The 17,113-nt window shown below is 51.8% G+C and carries 12 protein-coding genes; 2 read left to right on the forward strand and 10 right to left on the reverse strand.

Annotated features, from left to right (window positions below; all coding sequences use genetic code 11):
- Window positions 1-26: 26 nt before the first annotated feature.
- The gene (locus AC1DF0_RS00100) at window positions 27-1,001 is read right to left on the reverse strand and encodes an ABC transporter permease (protein WP_477572659.1); all 975 of its coding nucleotides are present in this window, start codon (window positions 999-1,001) and stop codon (window positions 27-29) included.
- Between the two features lie 493 nt (window positions 1,002-1,494).
- Window positions 1,495-2,397: an ArsR/SmtB family transcription factor gene (locus AC1DF0_RS00105; protein WP_477572660.1), complete on the reverse strand. Its 903-nt coding sequence runs from the start codon at window positions 2,395-2,397 to the stop codon at window positions 1,495-1,497.
- Window positions 2,398-2,547: 150 nt separating this feature from the next.
- Between AC1DF0_RS00105 and arfA the strand changes: the two genes are divergently transcribed.
- Window positions 2,548-4,059, forward strand: coding sequence for an arabinosylfuranosidase ArfA (arfA, locus tag AC1DF0_RS00110; RefSeq protein ID WP_477572661.1), 1,512 nt, complete (start codon window positions 2,548-2,550; stop codon window positions 4,057-4,059).
- A gap of 241 nt (window positions 4,060-4,300) precedes the next feature.
- On the opposite strand, the gene AC1DF0_RS00115 is transcribed toward arfA, so the two are convergent.
- The 3 genes from AC1DF0_RS00115 to AC1DF0_RS00125 form a co-directional block, all read right to left on the reverse strand.
- Window positions 4,301-4,465, reverse strand: a complete 165-nt coding sequence (locus AC1DF0_RS00115) for a hypothetical protein (protein ID WP_442050926.1) — start codon at window positions 4,463-4,465, stop codon at window positions 4,301-4,303.
- 128 nt (window positions 4,466-4,593) lie between these two features.
- On the reverse strand, window positions 4,594-4,791 hold the full coding sequence (locus AC1DF0_RS00120) for a hypothetical protein (RefSeq protein WP_442050925.1): 198 nt from the start codon (window positions 4,789-4,791) through the stop codon (window positions 4,594-4,596).
- Between the two features lie 12 nt (window positions 4,792-4,803).
- On the reverse strand, window positions 4,804-7,482 hold the full coding sequence (locus tag AC1DF0_RS00125) for a family 78 glycoside hydrolase catalytic domain (protein ID WP_477572662.1): 2,679 nt from the start codon (window positions 7,480-7,482) through the stop codon (window positions 4,804-4,806).
- Window positions 7,483-7,616: 134 nt separating this feature from the next.
- Between AC1DF0_RS00125 and AC1DF0_RS00130 the strand changes: the two genes are divergently transcribed.
- On the forward strand, window positions 7,617-8,498 hold the full coding sequence (locus AC1DF0_RS00130) for a helix-turn-helix domain-containing protein (protein WP_477572663.1): 882 nt from the start codon (window positions 7,617-7,619) through the stop codon (window positions 8,496-8,498).
- A gap of 122 nt (window positions 8,499-8,620) precedes the next feature.
- On the opposite strand, the gene AC1DF0_RS00135 is transcribed toward AC1DF0_RS00130, so the two are convergent.
- The 5 genes from AC1DF0_RS00135 to AC1DF0_RS00155 form a co-directional block, all read right to left on the reverse strand.
- Entirely contained in the window at window positions 8,621-8,869 is a 249-nt protein-coding gene (locus tag AC1DF0_RS00135) for a hypothetical protein (protein ID WP_442050922.1), read from the reverse strand.
- 92 nt (window positions 8,870-8,961) lie between these two features.
- On the reverse strand, window positions 8,962-13,554 hold the full coding sequence (locus AC1DF0_RS00140; protein ID WP_477572664.1) for a LamG-like jellyroll fold domain-containing protein: 4,593 nt from the start codon (window positions 13,552-13,554) through the stop codon (window positions 8,962-8,964).
- A gap of 320 nt (window positions 13,555-13,874) precedes the next feature.
- A complete protein-coding gene (locus AC1DF0_RS00145; protein WP_477572665.1) occupies window positions 13,875-14,723 on the reverse strand; it encodes a carbohydrate ABC transporter permease in 849 nt (282 codons plus the stop codon).
- Window positions 14,720-15,637: a carbohydrate ABC transporter permease gene (locus tag AC1DF0_RS00150; RefSeq protein ID WP_477572666.1), complete on the reverse strand. Its 918-nt coding sequence runs from the start codon at window positions 15,635-15,637 to the stop codon at window positions 14,720-14,722. The genes AC1DF0_RS00145 and AC1DF0_RS00150 overlap by 4 nt, the downstream gene beginning before the upstream one ends.
- A 102-nt stretch (window positions 15,638-15,739) precedes the next feature.
- Entirely contained in the window at window positions 15,740-17,092 is a 1,353-nt protein-coding gene (locus AC1DF0_RS00155) for an ABC transporter substrate-binding protein (RefSeq protein ID WP_477572667.1), read from the reverse strand.
- Between the last annotated feature and the right edge of the window lie 21 nt (window positions 17,093-17,113).

The following is a 17,113-nucleotide window of genomic DNA, read 5'->3' on the forward strand; positions in this document are numbered from 1 at the left end:
GTTGGTTTCTCCTTCCATGCGCCTGGCTACAGGACGCCTTCTTGTCCCAATTTCTTCACGACGTAATTCGTTGACAGCACCAGCATAATGCCGATGACATTTTTGAATAATCCAACCGCGGTCGTAAGCCCGAACTGAGCTCCCAGGATACCTGCTCGATACACGTAGGTGTCGATAACGTCGGCGACCTCATAGACGGCCGGGTTGTAAAGGTTGAATATTTGATCGAAGCCCGCGTTCAGGATGCCGCCGAGCGACAGAATGAACATAATGGTAATGACCGGAAGCAGCGAAGGTATCGTAATGTACCATATTTGCTTTCGGCGGTTAGCGCCATCGATAACAGCAGCTTCGTACAACGTAGGATCGATGCCGGACAGCGCGGCCAAATAAATAATCGTCCCCCATCCGATCTCCTTCCATATGTTCGTCGCTACGAGCGTAGCGCGGAAGTAGTTCGTATCGGCCAGAAAATAAATCGGCTCAAGACCTACCATCTTCATCAGAAAGTTGATTGGCCCTTCCGATGGCGACAGCATGACGATGATAATTCCGGAGAGAACGACCCACGAGAAGAAGTGGGGAATGTACGAGATCGACTGGGCGATCCGCTTGAACATTTTGAAGCGCAGCTCATTCAACAATAACGCGAGTATGATCGGCGCAGGAAAACCGAAGATGATGTTGTAGAAGCTAATCAGCAGCGTATTTCGGAATATGCGCATGAAGTCGGGCGATTGGAAGAACAGAAATTTGAAATGATCCAGACCGACCCACGGGCTGCCGATGATCCCGAGCCGTGGACTGAAGTCCTTGAAAGCTAACAATATGCCGTATAAAGGGCCGTAATGGAAGACCCCGTACCAGAGGATGACCGGGATAAGCATAAAAAACAAATATTTGCTTTTCTTATACTCTCTCCATGTGTGCCCCCATTTCGGGTCCTTTCGTTTTACTATTTTGGTGACGCTTTCAACACTGGCAGTACTATAATTATCCACAGCAAAACATTCCTTTCTTACAATCCCTAAGATGCAGTTCGGGTACTGGAAGGCGGCCATGAAGACCGCTTCGCCTTGCACGTTGTACCGCTTTCATAAGTTAATTGTAAGCGCCTCAAAAAAACGGGAATATAACAATTCGGCGATATTTATTGTAATTTTCGACGATGGCTGGCTTCTGCTCCGAAAAAAAAAAGGGCTGCTCCATGAGTACCTCATGGAACAACCCTGTAATCTCTCATTCGTATCGAAGCTGATCATGCTCAGCCATGAACCGCGACCTGCTCGCCAATCCGACTGCGAGTGATGCCGTTTCGCCCGTTTCTTTTTGCCGTGTTCAGCGCCTTATGCCAAATTCATCGCCTCCATAACGGACGAACAAATCGTTAGGGCTTTAACAAATAGTTTTAACATCTCTCTAATTATAGCGAAAAATTAACTATAGTATTTACATGCATCTTTTCAAGGTTCATAGAGAGTAGGTGTTCTCGCTTCATTCGTAATAGCTTTTTACGACGATATCCTGATCATAATTGCCGAAGCCCTTGCCATAAATCGTTAGTCCGCCGCGTCCGCGCTGGGAATCCTGCGCGCTTAGTCGAAACGTCCAGTGGCTGGCATCCAGTTGCAGCTGCCCGATGCAGGTGTCTGAAATCCGCAATCCGTCAATAAACGTGCCGCTCTCATTAATGCGCAATACTTTCATCAGTCCGTATTGATTGACGTCCGAATGCCACCATCTCGGGCTGAGTCTTCCTCTCGTTTCACCGAAGTCGCCCGGGCTTGTCCATGCTCCAATTGGCTGGCCATTAAGCGAGAATCTAATCTCCGATGGCCAATGCTCGTTAATATGTGGAGCCTCAGAGCCGATTTCCATCGAAATCTCGATCTCTCTCAGCATCTGATCCTTGAACAGATAGTTAGGTATTTTATACTCAACGAATCCGCGCGCAAACCATAGAATGCCCGCGTTAACCCGTTCGGGATCCATGAAGTAAGCCGGGTTATCGTATTGGCCGATCATTCTCTCTGTTGTTGCGATACCGCAGGTCGGCCATGCCTCGTAATCGGTATAATGGCCGACGGGAACGGACACTTCCTCATAGCCGCCCGAGGCTTGTTTGGCAGGAGTGAGCTGTATTTGCATGAAAGCCGTATTCACGAAGCAATACTTATACGTCCCCCCGCCTACCCGCCTCATTTTGCTGCCGACGATTCCCGCCTTCTCCAGCTTGCTCACATGGCTGCTCACAATCGCATTGCTTAGATATAGCTCGGACGCCAGCTCCTTAATATGCATTTCCCTTATGAACAGCTTATCGATTATATGCAGTCTGACCTCACTTGCCAACGCTTCATACACCTGAAGCGAAGCGGCGTTTGTCGACAGATACATGGATTTTATCGCCCCTTTAGAATACGCAATTTAGTTAATCCTAACGAATCGTATTGAAACATTTAATTCATTATGATACATATTAATTGTTAATTCAATCTTTTAGGATTCGTATTTTACTTTATTCAATATTTAGGAGGATGCATGATTATGTCCCTGAAATCAACTATGCTAATCGATAAAGATTTTGCTATATCGCCCGTGGATCCAAGACTCTACGGATCATTCATCGAGCATCTAGGACGCGCTGTGTACGGCGGCATCTACGAGCCGGGGCATCCGACAGCTGACGAGAACGGTTTCCGCCGCGATGCAATCGAAGCCATTCGCGCTCTGCAAGTTCCGATCATTCGTTACCCGGGCGGCAATTTCGTATCAGGCTATAACTGGGAAGACGGCGTCGGTCCGAAGTCCGAACGGAAGCGGCTGCTAGACCTTGCTTGGTGGACGACGGAGACGAACGAGGTCGGTACGAATGAATTCGCCGATTGGGCTAAGCTGGTCGGCTCGGAGGTCATGATGGCCGTCAATCTCGGCACGCGCGGTATCGATGCGGCAAGAAACCTCGTCGAATATTGCAATCATCCTTCCGGTTCGTACTGGAGCGACCTTCGTATCTCACATGGCTACAAGGATCCCCACAAGTTCAAAACATGGTGTCTGGGCAACGAAATGGACGGCCCTTGGCAGATTGGCGCCAAAACAGCCGTTGAATACGGCCGTCTAGCCAATGAAACCGGCAAAGCAATGCGCTGGGTCGATCCTTCGATCGAGCTGGTCGCTTGCGGCAGTTCATCCAGCGGCATGAGTACGTTCGCCGACTGGGAAGCGACTGTGCTTGATCTGACTTATGATACCGTCGACTATCTGTCTCTGCATGCTTACTACAACAACAATGCGGGCGATACGGCCAACTTCCTTGCCAGCTCGCTGAACTTTGACGCATTCATCGACAGCGTAGCATCGATCTGCGATTACGTGAAAGCGAAGAAGCGGAGCAAGAAGAAGATCATGCTCTCGCTGGATGAGTGGAACGTTTGGAACACGATTGGATCAAGCCGCGCGGATGAGCGGTGGCAAGTAGCACCGCCGGAATTCGAGGACGTATACACACATGCGGATGCACTCGCGGTTGGCTGCTATCTGATAACGCTCATGAAGCACGCGGATCGCGTAAAAATGGCATGTATTGCTCAACTGATTAATGTCATCGCGCCAATTACGACCGAGAACGGCGGACCTCTCTGGCTGCAAACGACTTATTATCCGTTCCTTCATGCTTCGGTTTACGGCAGAGGAACCGTCCTGCATGCCATTACCTCTTCGCCGAAGTATGATTCCAAGGATTACACGGATGTTCCTTACCTGGAAGCGATCAGCGTGCACAATGAGGAGACTGGAGAAGTGACGATCTTCGCCGTTAACCGCCATCTTGGCGAGAACATGGAGCTGGACGTCGACCTCCGCAGCTTCGGCCCAGTCAGCTTGATCGAGCATATCGTGCTGGAGAGCAACGACCTTATGGCCGTAAATACGAAAGAGAACCCGAACAATGTCGCCCCTCGCAGCGGCGGCAGCTCCTCCATCGACAACGGACGAGTGAAAGCGCAGCTTGCGAAAGCTTCTTGGAACGTGATCCGTCTGCAGACGAAAGCGAACTAACGATCTGACGAGCGGCTCCATATTCGCCTTTTGTATGAGGCAAATATCAGTAATAGTGAGTTGAACTCACTATTTCAGCTCCAATATACGGTATAACAAACAAATAGTGAGGCAAAACTCACTGCTCGTGAATCTAGGTTCACGGCAGATGAGAATTGCCTCACTATTTTGTGTGTATGGCATCTGATCCGATGATTATAGTGAGTTTTACCTCACTGTTAAGTGAGGTGCTTCATTCTTCTTATTTTTGTTCGGACTCGATATGGTTGGCAAAATAAGCGAATCGCTGCTGGCAGCGGCGTCCGCTGCTATCTTCGATCATCCTGCTGCTGTAGGACTCTTCGCGTTCAACGCAGGCATCTACTTCTTCGGCAACGTGACTTGCCGCTTTAGGACAACCCTTCATCCGATCGTTGTCACTATGTTGAGTGGAAATCCTCCAGCCAAATAGCCTGCAGCAGACAGAACAAGTACCTTTGAGTGGAAATCATACAGCCTAATTCCCCCATTTTGCTCATTTCCTCCAAAGTTGCCTCATTTGCCTGTATGAAATCCAATTGACAACTCGCTGATCGGCTCCTCAACGATTAAGCATAGCTCAAGGTCGGAATGCTTCCATACCTGCCGTCTACCGATGCTTCCTCCGATCGCAATGGAGACAACTCTTGGATCAGCCTCAAACGATTCGGCAATCTCTGCCGCCGTATCATAAATCCTCTGTCTCCAGTCCATGTCGGTTTCCCTTCAAGAAAGATACGTGAAGCTGTAGCTGCCAGAGCCTAGCTCCACCTGGACACCCGCGCCATCCTCGGCAGCCGACACTTGGTGGATGCCAGCCGCCTGCTCAGCAGGCACGCCGTTTTCCTGCAAGCCTTGAAGCTTCGCCCCCGGCAGAACGACAACACCGGTCGTGTTCGCCGGCACAGTGACCTGCACCTCCATCACGCCGTCCTCCTTCCGTGTCCAGGAAGATGCTACATTGCCATACATAGATTCCACGCTCGCCCGCACGAAGTCCAGCCCCGCACCAGGCTGCGGCTTGATATGAACCCGCTTGAAGCCAGGCAACGCTTCATCCGTTCCGATCCCTGCGACGTAACGGTACAACCATTCGCCGATTGCGCCGTAGGCGTAATGGTTGAACGAGTTCATGTCCGTGCTCCAGAAGCTGCCGTCCTCCTTGATGCCGTCCCAATGCTCCCAGATCGTCGTCGCGCCTTTCGTCACCTGATACAGCCAAGAAGGGTAATCTTGCTGGAACAACAGCTTATACGCCAGCTCGTTATGACCGTTCTCGGTAAGAACGGGATTGAGATATGGCGTCCCGACGAAGCCCGTCGTCAAGTGATCGCCCGATTCGGCGAGCAGCTCCTTCAGCTTCAACACCGCGCGCTCCTTGGCTGCGCCTTCCACAAGTCCGAACTTCAGAGCAAGCACCTGCGCTGTTTGCGTCGATACCGCCAGCCTGCCGGACGGCGTAACGAATTCGCTTTGGAATGCGCCGACTACTCGCCCGTGCAGATCGCGGTAATATTCCGCATCCTCCGAATGGCCAAGCACTTCTGCCGCCTTCCGTGTCAGCTCAGTCGAGTAGGCGTAAAAAGCGGTAGCTATCAAATCTCTGTCCGTTGCCCCGATATAGCTGTCCGGCTTGGAATCGAGACCCAGCCAATCGCCGAAGTGGAAGCCTGTATTCCAAAGGTACGGATTGCTGCCTTGTTCATGCATATAGGAAATCCACTTCTTCATGCTGTCGTACTGGTCGGCCAGAAGTCTCGTATCGCCGTACATCTCGTAGATCGTCCACGGGCAGATCGTCGCCGCGTCTCCCCAAGCGGCAGAGGAATGGTTCTTCTCGAGCGAATCTTCCGTATACGACCGCTGCAGATCCGGTATGAAGAACGGAATGCCTCCCTCAGGTGTCTGATCCACCTTCAAATCCCGCAGCCACTTCGTGAAGAACGGCGCCGTGTTCATCAAATACGAGGCCGTACGGACGAACATCTGCGCATCGCCAGTCCAGCCAAGCCGCTCATCGCGCTGCGGACAGTCGGTCGGCACGTCGAGGAAATTGCCTTTCTGCCCCCATAAAATATTGTGATGCAATTGATTGACCAATGGATCGGAGCACTCAAAATCCCCCGTACGCTCCATTTCCGAATGCAGCACAACGCCTGTAAAATCATCCGCTTGCACATCGTCGCCGAATCCCGTCAGCAGCACATATCTAAATCCTTGGAAAGTGAAATGCGGCTCGTAAGTCTCTTTCTCTCCGCCCTTCAGCGTATAGCGAACACGCTGCTCGGCCGTACGCATATTGTCCCGGTAGAAGTTTCCTTCGCTATCGAGCACCTCTGCATGCACCAGCTCGACTGTTCGGCCTGCCTCTCCCTGTACCGTGAAGCTCAGCCAGCCAACCATATTTTGTCCCATATCGAGAACGAGCTCGCCCTTCGGCGTCGTGAGCAGCTCGATCGACTTCAGCCTTTCAATCTTCGTGACCGGAACATTTTCCTGCGCGACGATGATGTCCTTCGAATGGTTAATGGTCACCGCTTGCTGCCACCCGTCCTGCGAACGATTCGTCCAATCGAGCTCCAGCCGCGCATCGTATTGCTCGCCCATGTAGATGTCCGACATTAGAATCGCGCTTTCCGCAGCCTGCCAGCTGTCATTGGATAATACATGCTGCTCCGAGCCGTCTTCATATCGAATATGAAGCTCCAGCAGCAACGCCCGGTTCGGGCCGTATATATTCTTCTGCTGTCGAAAACCAAGGTAGCCCTTATACCAGCCGCTGCCGAGCAACGCGCCAAGCGCATTTTCCCCGTCCTTCAGCAATCCGGTCACGTCATAGGTTTGATATTGCAGACGATTCCAGTAACTGGTCCAGCCCGGCGTAAAATAATGATCGCCTACGCGCTCGCCGTTCAGCTCCAACTCGTACAGACCAAGCGCCGTTACGTATATTCGCGCACTTGCGATGCGTCCGTTCACCTCGAAGAACGTGCGAAGCTGCGGCGAGCGGTCGTCGTTCTGCGGCATTAGCTGCTGCGGTGCGGTAATCCACTCCGCCTGCCACTGGCTTGCATCCGCGAGCCCCGTTTCGAAGAAGGCGGCAGTCGACCAATCCGTTCCATTGCCCTTCGCATTCCATGCCTGAACGCGGTAATAGTACCGATTACGCGCTTCTAACTTCAATTGATTCAGCTCGACATGGATGGACTGTGCCGAGTTTATTTTGCCGGAATCCCATAAGACGTTATCGAAAGAGCTGCCTCCCGCTACTTGAATCTGATAGGCTTCTTGCACGCAATCTCTTTCGTCGGACAACAGCTGCCAGCTAATACGCGGAGTAACGGACCAGTCGATGCCGATTGGATTTTCTTTGTACTCACAACGAAGTTTGGTTATTTGGAACATGTGAACGACTCCCTCACATAGATTTTTTATACGCTTTCAATTTATAATTATAAGGATCGTTGTCTCGCATTCACCCGCCAATGAAGACATCATATCCCTGAGATTACGCCATCTATGCAAGAGGGGGAGCGCAAATGAACCGAACGACTGAGCTTTTCAAAAATGAGCACTATTTGCAAAACCATTTGCATCTGTTCGTTAATCGAGCGACCGAGGACTTCCACGTTCCGTTTCACTCGCATGAATTCATTGAATATTGTTATGTGGCTCAAGGCAGGGGCTATCATCATATCGAGAATGAGACCTTCTCCGTTCATAAAGGCATGTTATACGTCATACCTGTCGGCGTCTCGCATGTGTTTCGTCCAAGCACGCCCGACTCGGCCAGCGAGCCGCTCATCGTCTACAATTGCTTATTCGATACCCGCATGATCGGGCGACTATCGCCTATTTTGCTGGATCGACCTGTTCTAGAACATTTAGAAGCGCTCGGCAGCAACGAAAAGATCAACACTTCCTCTTACTTCAAAGTGTTCGATCGTGACGGATCGGCTGAAAGCATCATGCAGCGACTGTATAGAGAAATGTCCGTGCCAAGCGTGGGATCGGCTACGATGCTGCTCTCGCTTGTCGGCCAATTGGTCATTACGGTATATAGGCTGAAATACGGAGAAGCGGATAAGAGGATGGTCGATGCTACGGATTTTACGAGCGTCATTCAGTATATCGAGCAGCATCTTTCGGAACCAATCACGCTGTCCGATTTGGCTCATATGTCCAGATGGAGCAACCGACATTTGCAGCGATTATTCGCGAAGCATTCCGGTCAGTCGTTTGGCTCTTATTTGCAAAATGCGCGCATCCATAAGAGCTGCGAGCTGCTTCGCGAATCGTCGCATAAAGTGAGCGTCATCGCCGAGCTTGTGGGCTATCGCGATATCGACTCGTTCAATGCCGTCTTCAAAAAAATTGTCGGGCAATCACCTTCGGAATATCGCAGCCTTCAACGCGGATAGTTAGAGCTAGTTGCTCAAATCGGGCGTATGTATCCCGTTCATTCGCCAACGCCGCCACCGATGACCGAACATAGCATGGAGAGAGAACGAGCTGTGCGCGGTTGACTGGCGCAGGGCAAACCTTAGGAAGGGATGCTGCTCTCTATGTTTTTTTGCTGGATCGGGAAGGTCGTCATCGTGAAGAATGAAGGCAAGATCATCTTTGGCAATTCGAAAATACTGAGGGTGAACGACACCTCCACCACCACTACCGGCGCCGGAGAATCGACTGAGGAAGAGGAAGAGACGACTAACCAGGACGCTGTACAAATACTTGCCAGCAGGAGATCAAAAAGGAAGAGGGCAACGAAAAGGAACACATCGACCAACAAGGCATCGGTCCCTTATCTTGCACCGAGGCTCCGAGCGAAACCAAACAAATAAACAACGCCCCGAATCCGATTCGGGGCGTTGCTTATTTGTATTACGGCGCTGCTGCTCCCAGCTCCGCAATCTGCTCGGCTGATAACGCCGCGTTATAAATAAGAAGCTCGTCGATCATGCCGGTGAACGGCGTATCCCAATAATTGACGCCTAGCGCGAACACCGCGTCATTCGATGTGAATACATCAGGGAAGCCCGTTCCCGTGAATTTCGCTTCGCCGTTTACATAAACCGTAATGCGTCCGTCTTCAACCGTGAACGCAACATGTGCCCATTCCCCGATCGGAATCTGTATGCCCGTGCTCGCGTCGTACCATGACGTGCCGGACCATAACATCGTCGGCTGCGAACTGCCAGGACCGCGCGGCACGAGACTGATCCAGCTGTTGCCCGACTGAGCCCCGAAAAATGCTGGCGTATACTGGCTTCCCTGCTGGACATATACGGACATCGAAACCGTATAGCTGTCGCTTGCAATGAGGCCGTTCGGCAGACGTATGCCCGAGCTGCCGTTGAACACTGCGGCTTGACCGGAGACGCCGTCGTCATAGGTGATCGCTCCGCCCGTATTGTCCGCCTTATTGCCCGTTATCGTACCTGACGAGCCGCCTTGTTCATCAGTCAAATCGCCCTCGAAGCTGTAATGGGCTATCGCTTCATCGACAACCTCCAACGTATAGGATGCGGATGCCCCGCTGCCGTCTGTCGCAGTTGCCGTAATGACCACGAAGCCGGCTTGAACAGCCGTTACCGTTCCTGTGTCAGCGTCAACCGTTGCGACGGTGTCATCCTCCGAGCTCCACAGCAGCTGCTGATTGCCTGCGTTTATCGGGGATACCGATACGCCAGACGGCGTATACGTATTTAGGGCGAATACTTTTTTGTCGGTAAAGCCGAGCTGAACGCTCTCGACCACAACGCTAGAATCGAATACCAGCTCATGAACCTCTTGCTGCGTTAAAATGCCTTCATAAATCCGAAGATCATCGATCAGACCTCGATACGGCGTATCCCACCAGTTCACCCCAAGGCTGAACGAGCCGTCATTGCCCGTGAAAATATCGGGGAAACCCGTGCCGCTGTATTTCAGTATTCCGTTCACGTACAGCTTGGCGGTGCCGCTCTCTACCGTGAAGGCAATATGCGACCACTGCTGTGCCTTAATCGTTAATCCGGCAGTCACGTCGTACCATTCGGTGCTGCCCGACCATAACATCGTCTGATTGCCGACGGGACCTTGCGGCAGAAGACTGATCCAGTTGTTGCCGTCTCTTGCCCCGAAGAACGCAGACGTATACGTATTTAACGTCTCTGGCCTCAACCATAACGAGACGGAATAGCTGTTGCTCGCGATGAGCCCGTTAGGCAGCTTGACGCCGGAACTGCCGTCGAATGCCGCCGCATCGCCGTACATTCCAGCTTCATACGTAATTGCGCCGCCTGTATTATCGATCCTGTTGCCAGTAATCGTACCTGCACCGAAGCCATCCAGCGATTCCGTTAAATTGTCTTCGAATTCGTAACGCGCTGCAAGTTCGGAAAGCTGAGAAGGAAGCACGTTAACTGTAAATACTCTCGTCCCTGTCTCGTCGCCTTTCGTAACTGTAGCGGTAAGCTGTGCCGTCGCAGATCCCGCATCCGCTTCCGGACGAGTAACAACTCCTTGCTCGGTTACGACTGACGAATTACTCGTCGACCAGCTAATCTGCGAATAGCGTGCGCCTTCGAGCGGAAGCGTTAAGTCGGAGACCACTTTCGTAAGATCACCCAACTGGATTCCCTTCAGCACATCGTTCACAAGCTGCTTGTCGGTGCGGTCACGAAGCTTGCTGCCCCAGATCAATGCGCCTTCGCCGGACATCGCCGTGAAAGTCATGACATAACTTTGCGAATCCGTATCCCATAGCTTCGCATATACACCTTTGTAGACGGTGCCGCCAATCGTCAATTCCGCGTAATAATCGCTCGTCAATTGCCAGCTTCCAGTCACGTCGCCGCTTATCGTGTTGTCTTCGTTTAAGCGAATGAGGATAGACTTCACCGTCGGCACCGCATTCGTTTTGCCGTGATTAAGGAATCGATATTCCCCTGCGATCTGTTTCTCGTTCACTTTGCCCAGCTTCTCGCCCGTATAACGGTAAGGCGCCACGATCGGCCAGTTATCCTCGTTCATGAACAATTGATGGACGCGAACCTCATGGAATTCGCCTGTTCCCGGAAAGCGCGTATGGAACACAATAAATTTTTTTCCCGTCTTCTCATCGAAATAAAGCGAGTTATGCCCCGAAGATACATAACCGGTGCCGATTCCCGTTCCTGGATCGCCTACTTTGCGTTCGAACAAATAGTTGCCGATGAGCTTGTTGCCATAAGGATCATTGTCCGTATTGCTCGGCAGTACGGCATCCTGATTCATTGCATCCGTGTATGGACCTTCAGGCGACGTTGCCCGGAATAGACGCATATTGTATGCACCGTCCGCTCCAAGCCAGCCATAGGTCACATTCAGGAAATAGTAGCCGGTCGCCTTGTCGTAGCGCACGTAAGGACCTTCTCCAGACTTGCCGTATCCTCCCGCAATCTTCGTTCCGAAGTAGCGGTCGATCAATCTGCCATCCTCCGTCGTTCCGTCCTCGCCTGGATAGATCGGCCTGCCTGTAGCCTTGTCGATGTCCAGCAGGAAGATGCCGCCCGACCAAGAACCGTACGTCATATGAAGCTTGCCGTCCGCGTCGTAGAACAGGTTCGCGTCGATCGCGTTCGGGTACATGCTGTTTTTGTACGAGCCGTCCCCGTTAAACCACGCAGTCGACTCCGTTAACACGCCGTCCTCAATCAATGACGGAATGTTCGTATTCGTCCATTTTTTATTAATAACACTGTCTTCGTCAGTAGCGTCTTCTTGAGTAAAGCCGGAATAAATAATCGTATCGACATATTCATATGGGCCTTCAATGTTCTGAGAAGCCGCAATTCCGATAGCCGAGCGGATATAGGTGGACGATACCGAGTAGTACATCAAGTAAGCGCCTTTCGAACCGTCTTCATTCAAATAGTCGGCATTCCATAATACATCCGGCGCCCAGACGGAGAAGCCGCCCAGATTGTCGGCGTCGTTCTCTCCCGCCCAGTCGAACGATTCCGCAAGATTGGCGGAGAGATCGCCGAACAAGGCGTTGCCCGTCGTCGCGTAGCCGTTCGTAAAGCGCGTCCAGTGCTGAAGATCGGTCGACTTCGCCGCTTCAATATGAGAACCGAAAACATAATACGTGTTGCCGGCCTTCACGATCGATGGGTCGTGAACGGATACTTCCCCGAACGTTGGAGCGGATGCGCCAGGCGTTGACGGAAGGTCGGTCGGCGTCTCGGACTGCTGATCCTTGAAGATCGGCTTCGACTTCGACCCGCCATTCACCGTTACGGTACCTAAGCCTGTAATGGTAATAATCGAATCCGTATCGATAAGCAGATCCTGAATGGATGTCCCTTGCTCGGCATGAAGCTTGATTTTGCGCTCGATGACGAGCTTGCGAATGATGCCTTGCAGCAGCTTTAGCTCAGACTCAGTTAGCGAGCGAGTGACAACTTCGCCGAAGCTGCCAGACAATTCCACGACTGCATACTCTGTAAGACCTTCCTCCAAAATAATTCTTTCATATCCGTTGCCCGTAACGTTATCGCCATTCTCCAGCTTCACGCCGCTTAGGACGAAGGTTTGCTTAACGTTCGTAGCACCGTTCACAACGATCCGAACCGTACCGTTCTTCTTGTCCACGATAATCGCTTCGATATCGGAGTCGTTAACGTGAATGCTGTTCGGCCCGCCGCCCGAAATGCGAAGCGATCCTTTGACCGTTACGTTGTTAAGCGTAATGTCGCCTTCGCCGACACCTGCGGTCACGAACAGGTCGCCTTCTATGACACTGTCCGAAAGTTCGACGCCAGCTTTGCTTATAACCGCGTTGCGAGTCGTCAGATTGCTGTAAGAACCAGCTATATTTATAATCTCGCCGGATAGGCTGCCGATCAGCTTGACCGCCTCAGCTCTCGTAATCGGGCTTGCAGGCCTAAACGTTTTGTCCGGGTAACCGCTTACAAAACCTTGCTCAACTAAAGCTCGAACGCTCCCCCTGCTCCATTTCGCAAGCTGCTCGATATCTGTAAGCTTATCGACCGGCTGCTCGGAAGGCGCAATGGAAAATACGTTCGTAAGGATCACCGCCGCTTCCTGGCGGTTGATCGTCATGTCGGGGCGGAACGTACCGTCATCGTAGCCTCGAATATATCCTGCGGCAACCGCCTTTTGAATATCGCCGTAGTAGCTGCTATCCGCCGCTACGTCCTTGAACGGAGCATTTCCCGTAGCCGTGAAACCGAAGACCCGATTAACGAGCGTTATGAATTCCGCTCTCGTAATCGATTGATTCGGCTTGAGGCTGCCATCTCCAAACCCTTGAATGAGTCCCTTCTCCTGCCACTCCGTCAACTCCTTCTCTGCCCAGTGATGCTCGCTGCCTGCAAGCCCGCTAGACGGCGAAGCGCCGATCAAAGCGGTCGGCAGCATCAGAACAACCGCAAGAAATCCGATCAATAGCTTTACAGCACCTTTTCTCATGTTTTTCCTTGTCATCATCGTTCTATCGTTCGCCTCCCTTAATAGTGTGCGAAATGCTAGTATGACGCCTTTGTTCATTCGAATCAGCTCACACATCCACTCCTTTCTGCTAGTTAAACGCTTACAAATTAACAAAGATGTTATTCCGATTATGAAAATTCAAATGTCAGGCGTTTAACGGCATGAAACAAGTTAATAAAAACATTAACTTGTTATTATTTATGTTACTGATTCATATCATAATCCGCCCCGCCTAACTTCGTCAAGAAAAAAAGAACAGCCCATCAGGTCTAAGATAGACCTAATGGGCTGTCCTTCTTGCGCGTGCTCGAACGGCTCTAACCTTTGAGTCCCGTCGTACTGATGCCCTCGACGATATACTTCTGGAAACCGACGAAAATGGCAAGCACCGGAATCAGCGACAAGACGGACATCGCGAACACCGCTCCCCAATCGGTTTCCATCGTGGGGTTCGACATCGATTTGATTGCTAGCGCCACCGTCGCCAGCTTCTGCGAATTTAAGTACAGGAACGGGCTGAAATAATCGTCCCACGTCCAATAAAACTTGAAAATAGCAGCCGTGACGAGTGCCGGGACGATAAGCGGAAGCATGATACGGATGAAGAAGCCGAATCTTCCGCAGCCGTCTATCCGTGCCGATTCATCCAAGTCCAGCGGAATGCCCCGCATGAATTGAATCATCAGGAAGATGAAGAAGGCGCCTCCGGCGAAAGACGGTACGATCAGCGGCAGATGCGTATCGATCCAATCCAGCTCCTTGAAGAGCAAATATTGCGGAATGATTAGCACTTCGCCCGGCAGCATCATCGTAAGCATCATGCATACGAACCATAACGAGACGCCCGGAAAGCGGATCCTTGCAAACGCATAGGCGGCTAGCGCCGACGATGCAACTGTTCCGATGACAGACAGAATAGTGACGATCGCTGAGTTTTTGAAGAAAGTAACGAACGTAATGTCCGCAAAGCCTTTCAGCCCTTGGGCATAGTTGTCTGCATGCAGCGTATGCGGTATGAGATTATGGGCTTGGACGAAGATATCGCTTGTCGGCTTGAACGAGCTTGAGACGAGCCATAACAGCGGATAGATCATCGCAAGCGCGAATAACCAAGCTCCCGCGCTGAGCGCGATCGAGCCGATCCGCCATTTGTAACGAACGGTCATGAATTCCCCTCCCGATGCTCATAGTAGACCCAGAATCGCGACGAACGGAACAAAATACCCGTCAGCACCGCGACTGTAAGCAGCATCACCCACGCCATCGCCGATCCATAGCCCATATGAAGGAAGCGGAATGAATTCTCGTACAAATAAATGACGTAGAACAGCGTCTGGTCATGCGGTCCGCCGCCTGTCAGTATCATCGCCTCCGAGAATACTTTGAAGCCGCCGATAATGCCCATAACGAGGTTGAAGAAGACGACAGGCGTCAGCAGCGGCAGACTTATTTTCCAGAAACGCTGGACCGCGTTCGCCCCGTCTACCTCGGCGGCTTCCAGCAGGCTTGCCGGAACTTGCTTCAGACCAGCCAAGAAAATAAGCATCGAAGCTCCGAACTGCCAAGTCGCAAGCAGTATAATCGAATACAGCGCCGTCGAAGGGTTCGTGATCCAGGAGATGCCGACATCTATGCCTGTTATCGCCTCCACGGCCGAGTTAAACGCCCCTTCAATTCCGAACAGCTGCCCCCACATAACGATGATTGCCACACTGCCGCCCATAAGCGTCGGCAAGTAGTACATCGCGCGAAGCCAACTCGAGCCCGCTAGCTTCTGATTCAGCAGAATCGCGACGGCAAGCGCAAAGCCTAAGCGGATAGGAACGGATAACAGCACGTACATTAACGTGACTGCAATAGACTTCGCATAACGCGGATCGTCTCCGAACAATTGCTTGAAATTATCGAGCCCGATCCATTTCGGCGCGGACAATATATCGTAATCGGTGAATGACAAATACAGCGAAGCCAATATCGGGAATAGCGAGAACAGCAGAAACCCAACTAGCCATGGCAAAATAAATAGATAACCCGAGACCGTATCGGAACGGTTCAATCGCGATTTTACAACCGCCTTCATCTTAAGCACTTCCTCTCCGAGCGATGTCCTGGAATGAAATCGGCCCCTTCCCTTAATGGGCAAGAGGGCCGATGACCGCCAAGCAGCGCTATTGCCAGCTGGCTACTTGCTTAATATTTTGCTCGCTTCCTCACGGAATCGCGTTGCCCCGTCAGCCGGTGACAGCTTCTCGTAAAAGATTTCCGAGGCGATGTTCTTGAATGCCGCGCCTACCTCGCTTCCCGCTGCCGGAGCCGGAGGGTCGATCGGTGAGCCTTGTTTCTCCACTTTCGCCAAGAAGTCGACGATCTGCTTTTGATTTTCGCTGAACGTACCTTCCAGTCCCGCGAGCACCTTCGGATTATAAGCGAAGCCGAAGTAGCCGTTAAGCGACTTCGCCGCTTCGATATTATTCGTATAGAACTCGATGAACGTCGCTGCCTCGACAGGATGCTTCGACTTCGACCATACCCCGTGGAAGAAGCTTGGCTTAATGTAAGCGCCCTTCGTCGGACCCGGGAAGAACGAGAAGCCGACTTGCTTGCCGAGCTGCTTCACGAATACGTCGCTATGGCTGTTGCTCCAGTAGCCGTAGCCGCCGAACGCCGCTTGGCCTTTCGGGAACGGTCCGTCCTCAAGCGCCTTGATTTCCGATTCAACCGCAATGCTGGATAGAAGCCCCTTCTTCTGCAGGCGAAGCTGCGTATCGAAGAAGGTTGTGAACAAGCCGTCATCCTCGTAGCCTAGGCTTTTGCCGTCGGCGGCATACAGCTTGGCGTCATTTTGACGCAGCCAAATTTCGAATTGGGATTGGCCATAGTGGGAATCGCCCGCAATGTTCAGCTTGTCCTTGATCGTCTGCAAGTCTTTCTCGTATTGCTCCCATGTATACTCGCCTTCCGGCAGCGTCACTCCGGCTTCCTTCAACTTATCGGGATCGTAATAGAGCACGAGAGCGTTGTTGCCGATATTAATGCCGTACAGCTTCCCGTCAACCCGGCCAACGTCGATATGCATCGGATTAATGCCTTCGAGATCGATTGTCTTATTCGCCACGAAATCGTCCAGCGGCGCGAGCAATCCTTTGCTCACATAGTTGTTGATTTGGGAATAGTCGGTCCGAATGACGTCCGGCAGCGTATCCGATGCCGCTTGAACGAGAATCTTGTCGTTATACTCGCCGCCCGGCGCATATTCGGATTCCACGTTAATATGCGGGTATGCTTTCTCGAACAGCTCGACCACTTTGTTATGAGCGTCGATCGTTAGCTGCGTGCCTGCCCAATAACTAACGCGGATGGTGACGTCCTCTTGGGGCTTCTCCGTCTCGGCTGCGGCGTTGCTTGCAGCTGGATCGGAGGGCTTCGGCGAGGATCCGCTATTGGAGTTGCCTCCGTTATTTTGACCGCAAGCGGTAAGGGATAAAGCTATAAATGCCGATAAGGCAATGGATACGAATTTGGATGCTCGCTTCATACTACCAACGCTCCTCATAGT

The organism is Paenibacillus sp. 05T425, assembly GCF_056396205.1.

Coding starts and splice junctions, on each gene's coding strand:
- AC1DF0_RS00130 (WP_477572663.1), top strand. CDS start 7,617: ATGAACCGAACGACTGAGCTTTTCAAAAATGAGCACTATTTGCAAAAC.
- AC1DF0_RS00140 (WP_477572664.1), bottom strand. CDS start 13,554: ATGATGACAAGGAAAAACATGAGAAAAGGTGCTGTAAAGCTATTGATC.
- AC1DF0_RS00125 (WP_477572662.1), bottom strand. CDS start 7,482: ATGTTCCAAATAACCAAACTTCGTTGTGAGTACAAAGAAAATCCAATC.
- AC1DF0_RS00105 (WP_477572660.1), bottom strand. CDS start 2,397: ATGTATCTGTCGACAAACGCCGCTTCGCTTCAGGTGTATGAAGCGTTG.
- AC1DF0_RS00150 (WP_477572666.1), bottom strand. CDS start 15,637: ATGAAGGCGGTTGTAAAATCGCGATTGAACCGTTCCGATACGGTCTCG.
- AC1DF0_RS00155 (WP_477572667.1), bottom strand. CDS start 17,092: ATGAAGCGAGCATCCAAATTCGTATCCATTGCCTTATCGGCATTTATA.
- arfA (WP_477572661.1), top strand. CDS start 2,548: ATGTCCCTGAAATCAACTATGCTAATCGATAAAGATTTTGCTATATCG.
- AC1DF0_RS00115 (WP_442050926.1), bottom strand. CDS start 4,465: ATGAAGGGTTGTCCTAAAGCGGCAAGTCACGTTGCCGAAGAAGTAGAT.
- AC1DF0_RS00120 (WP_442050925.1), bottom strand. CDS start 4,791: ATGGACTGGAGACAGAGGATTTATGATACGGCGGCAGAGATTGCCGAA.
- AC1DF0_RS00145 (WP_477572665.1), bottom strand. CDS start 14,723: ATGACCGTTCGTTACAAATGGCGGATCGGCTCGATCGCGCTCAGCGCG.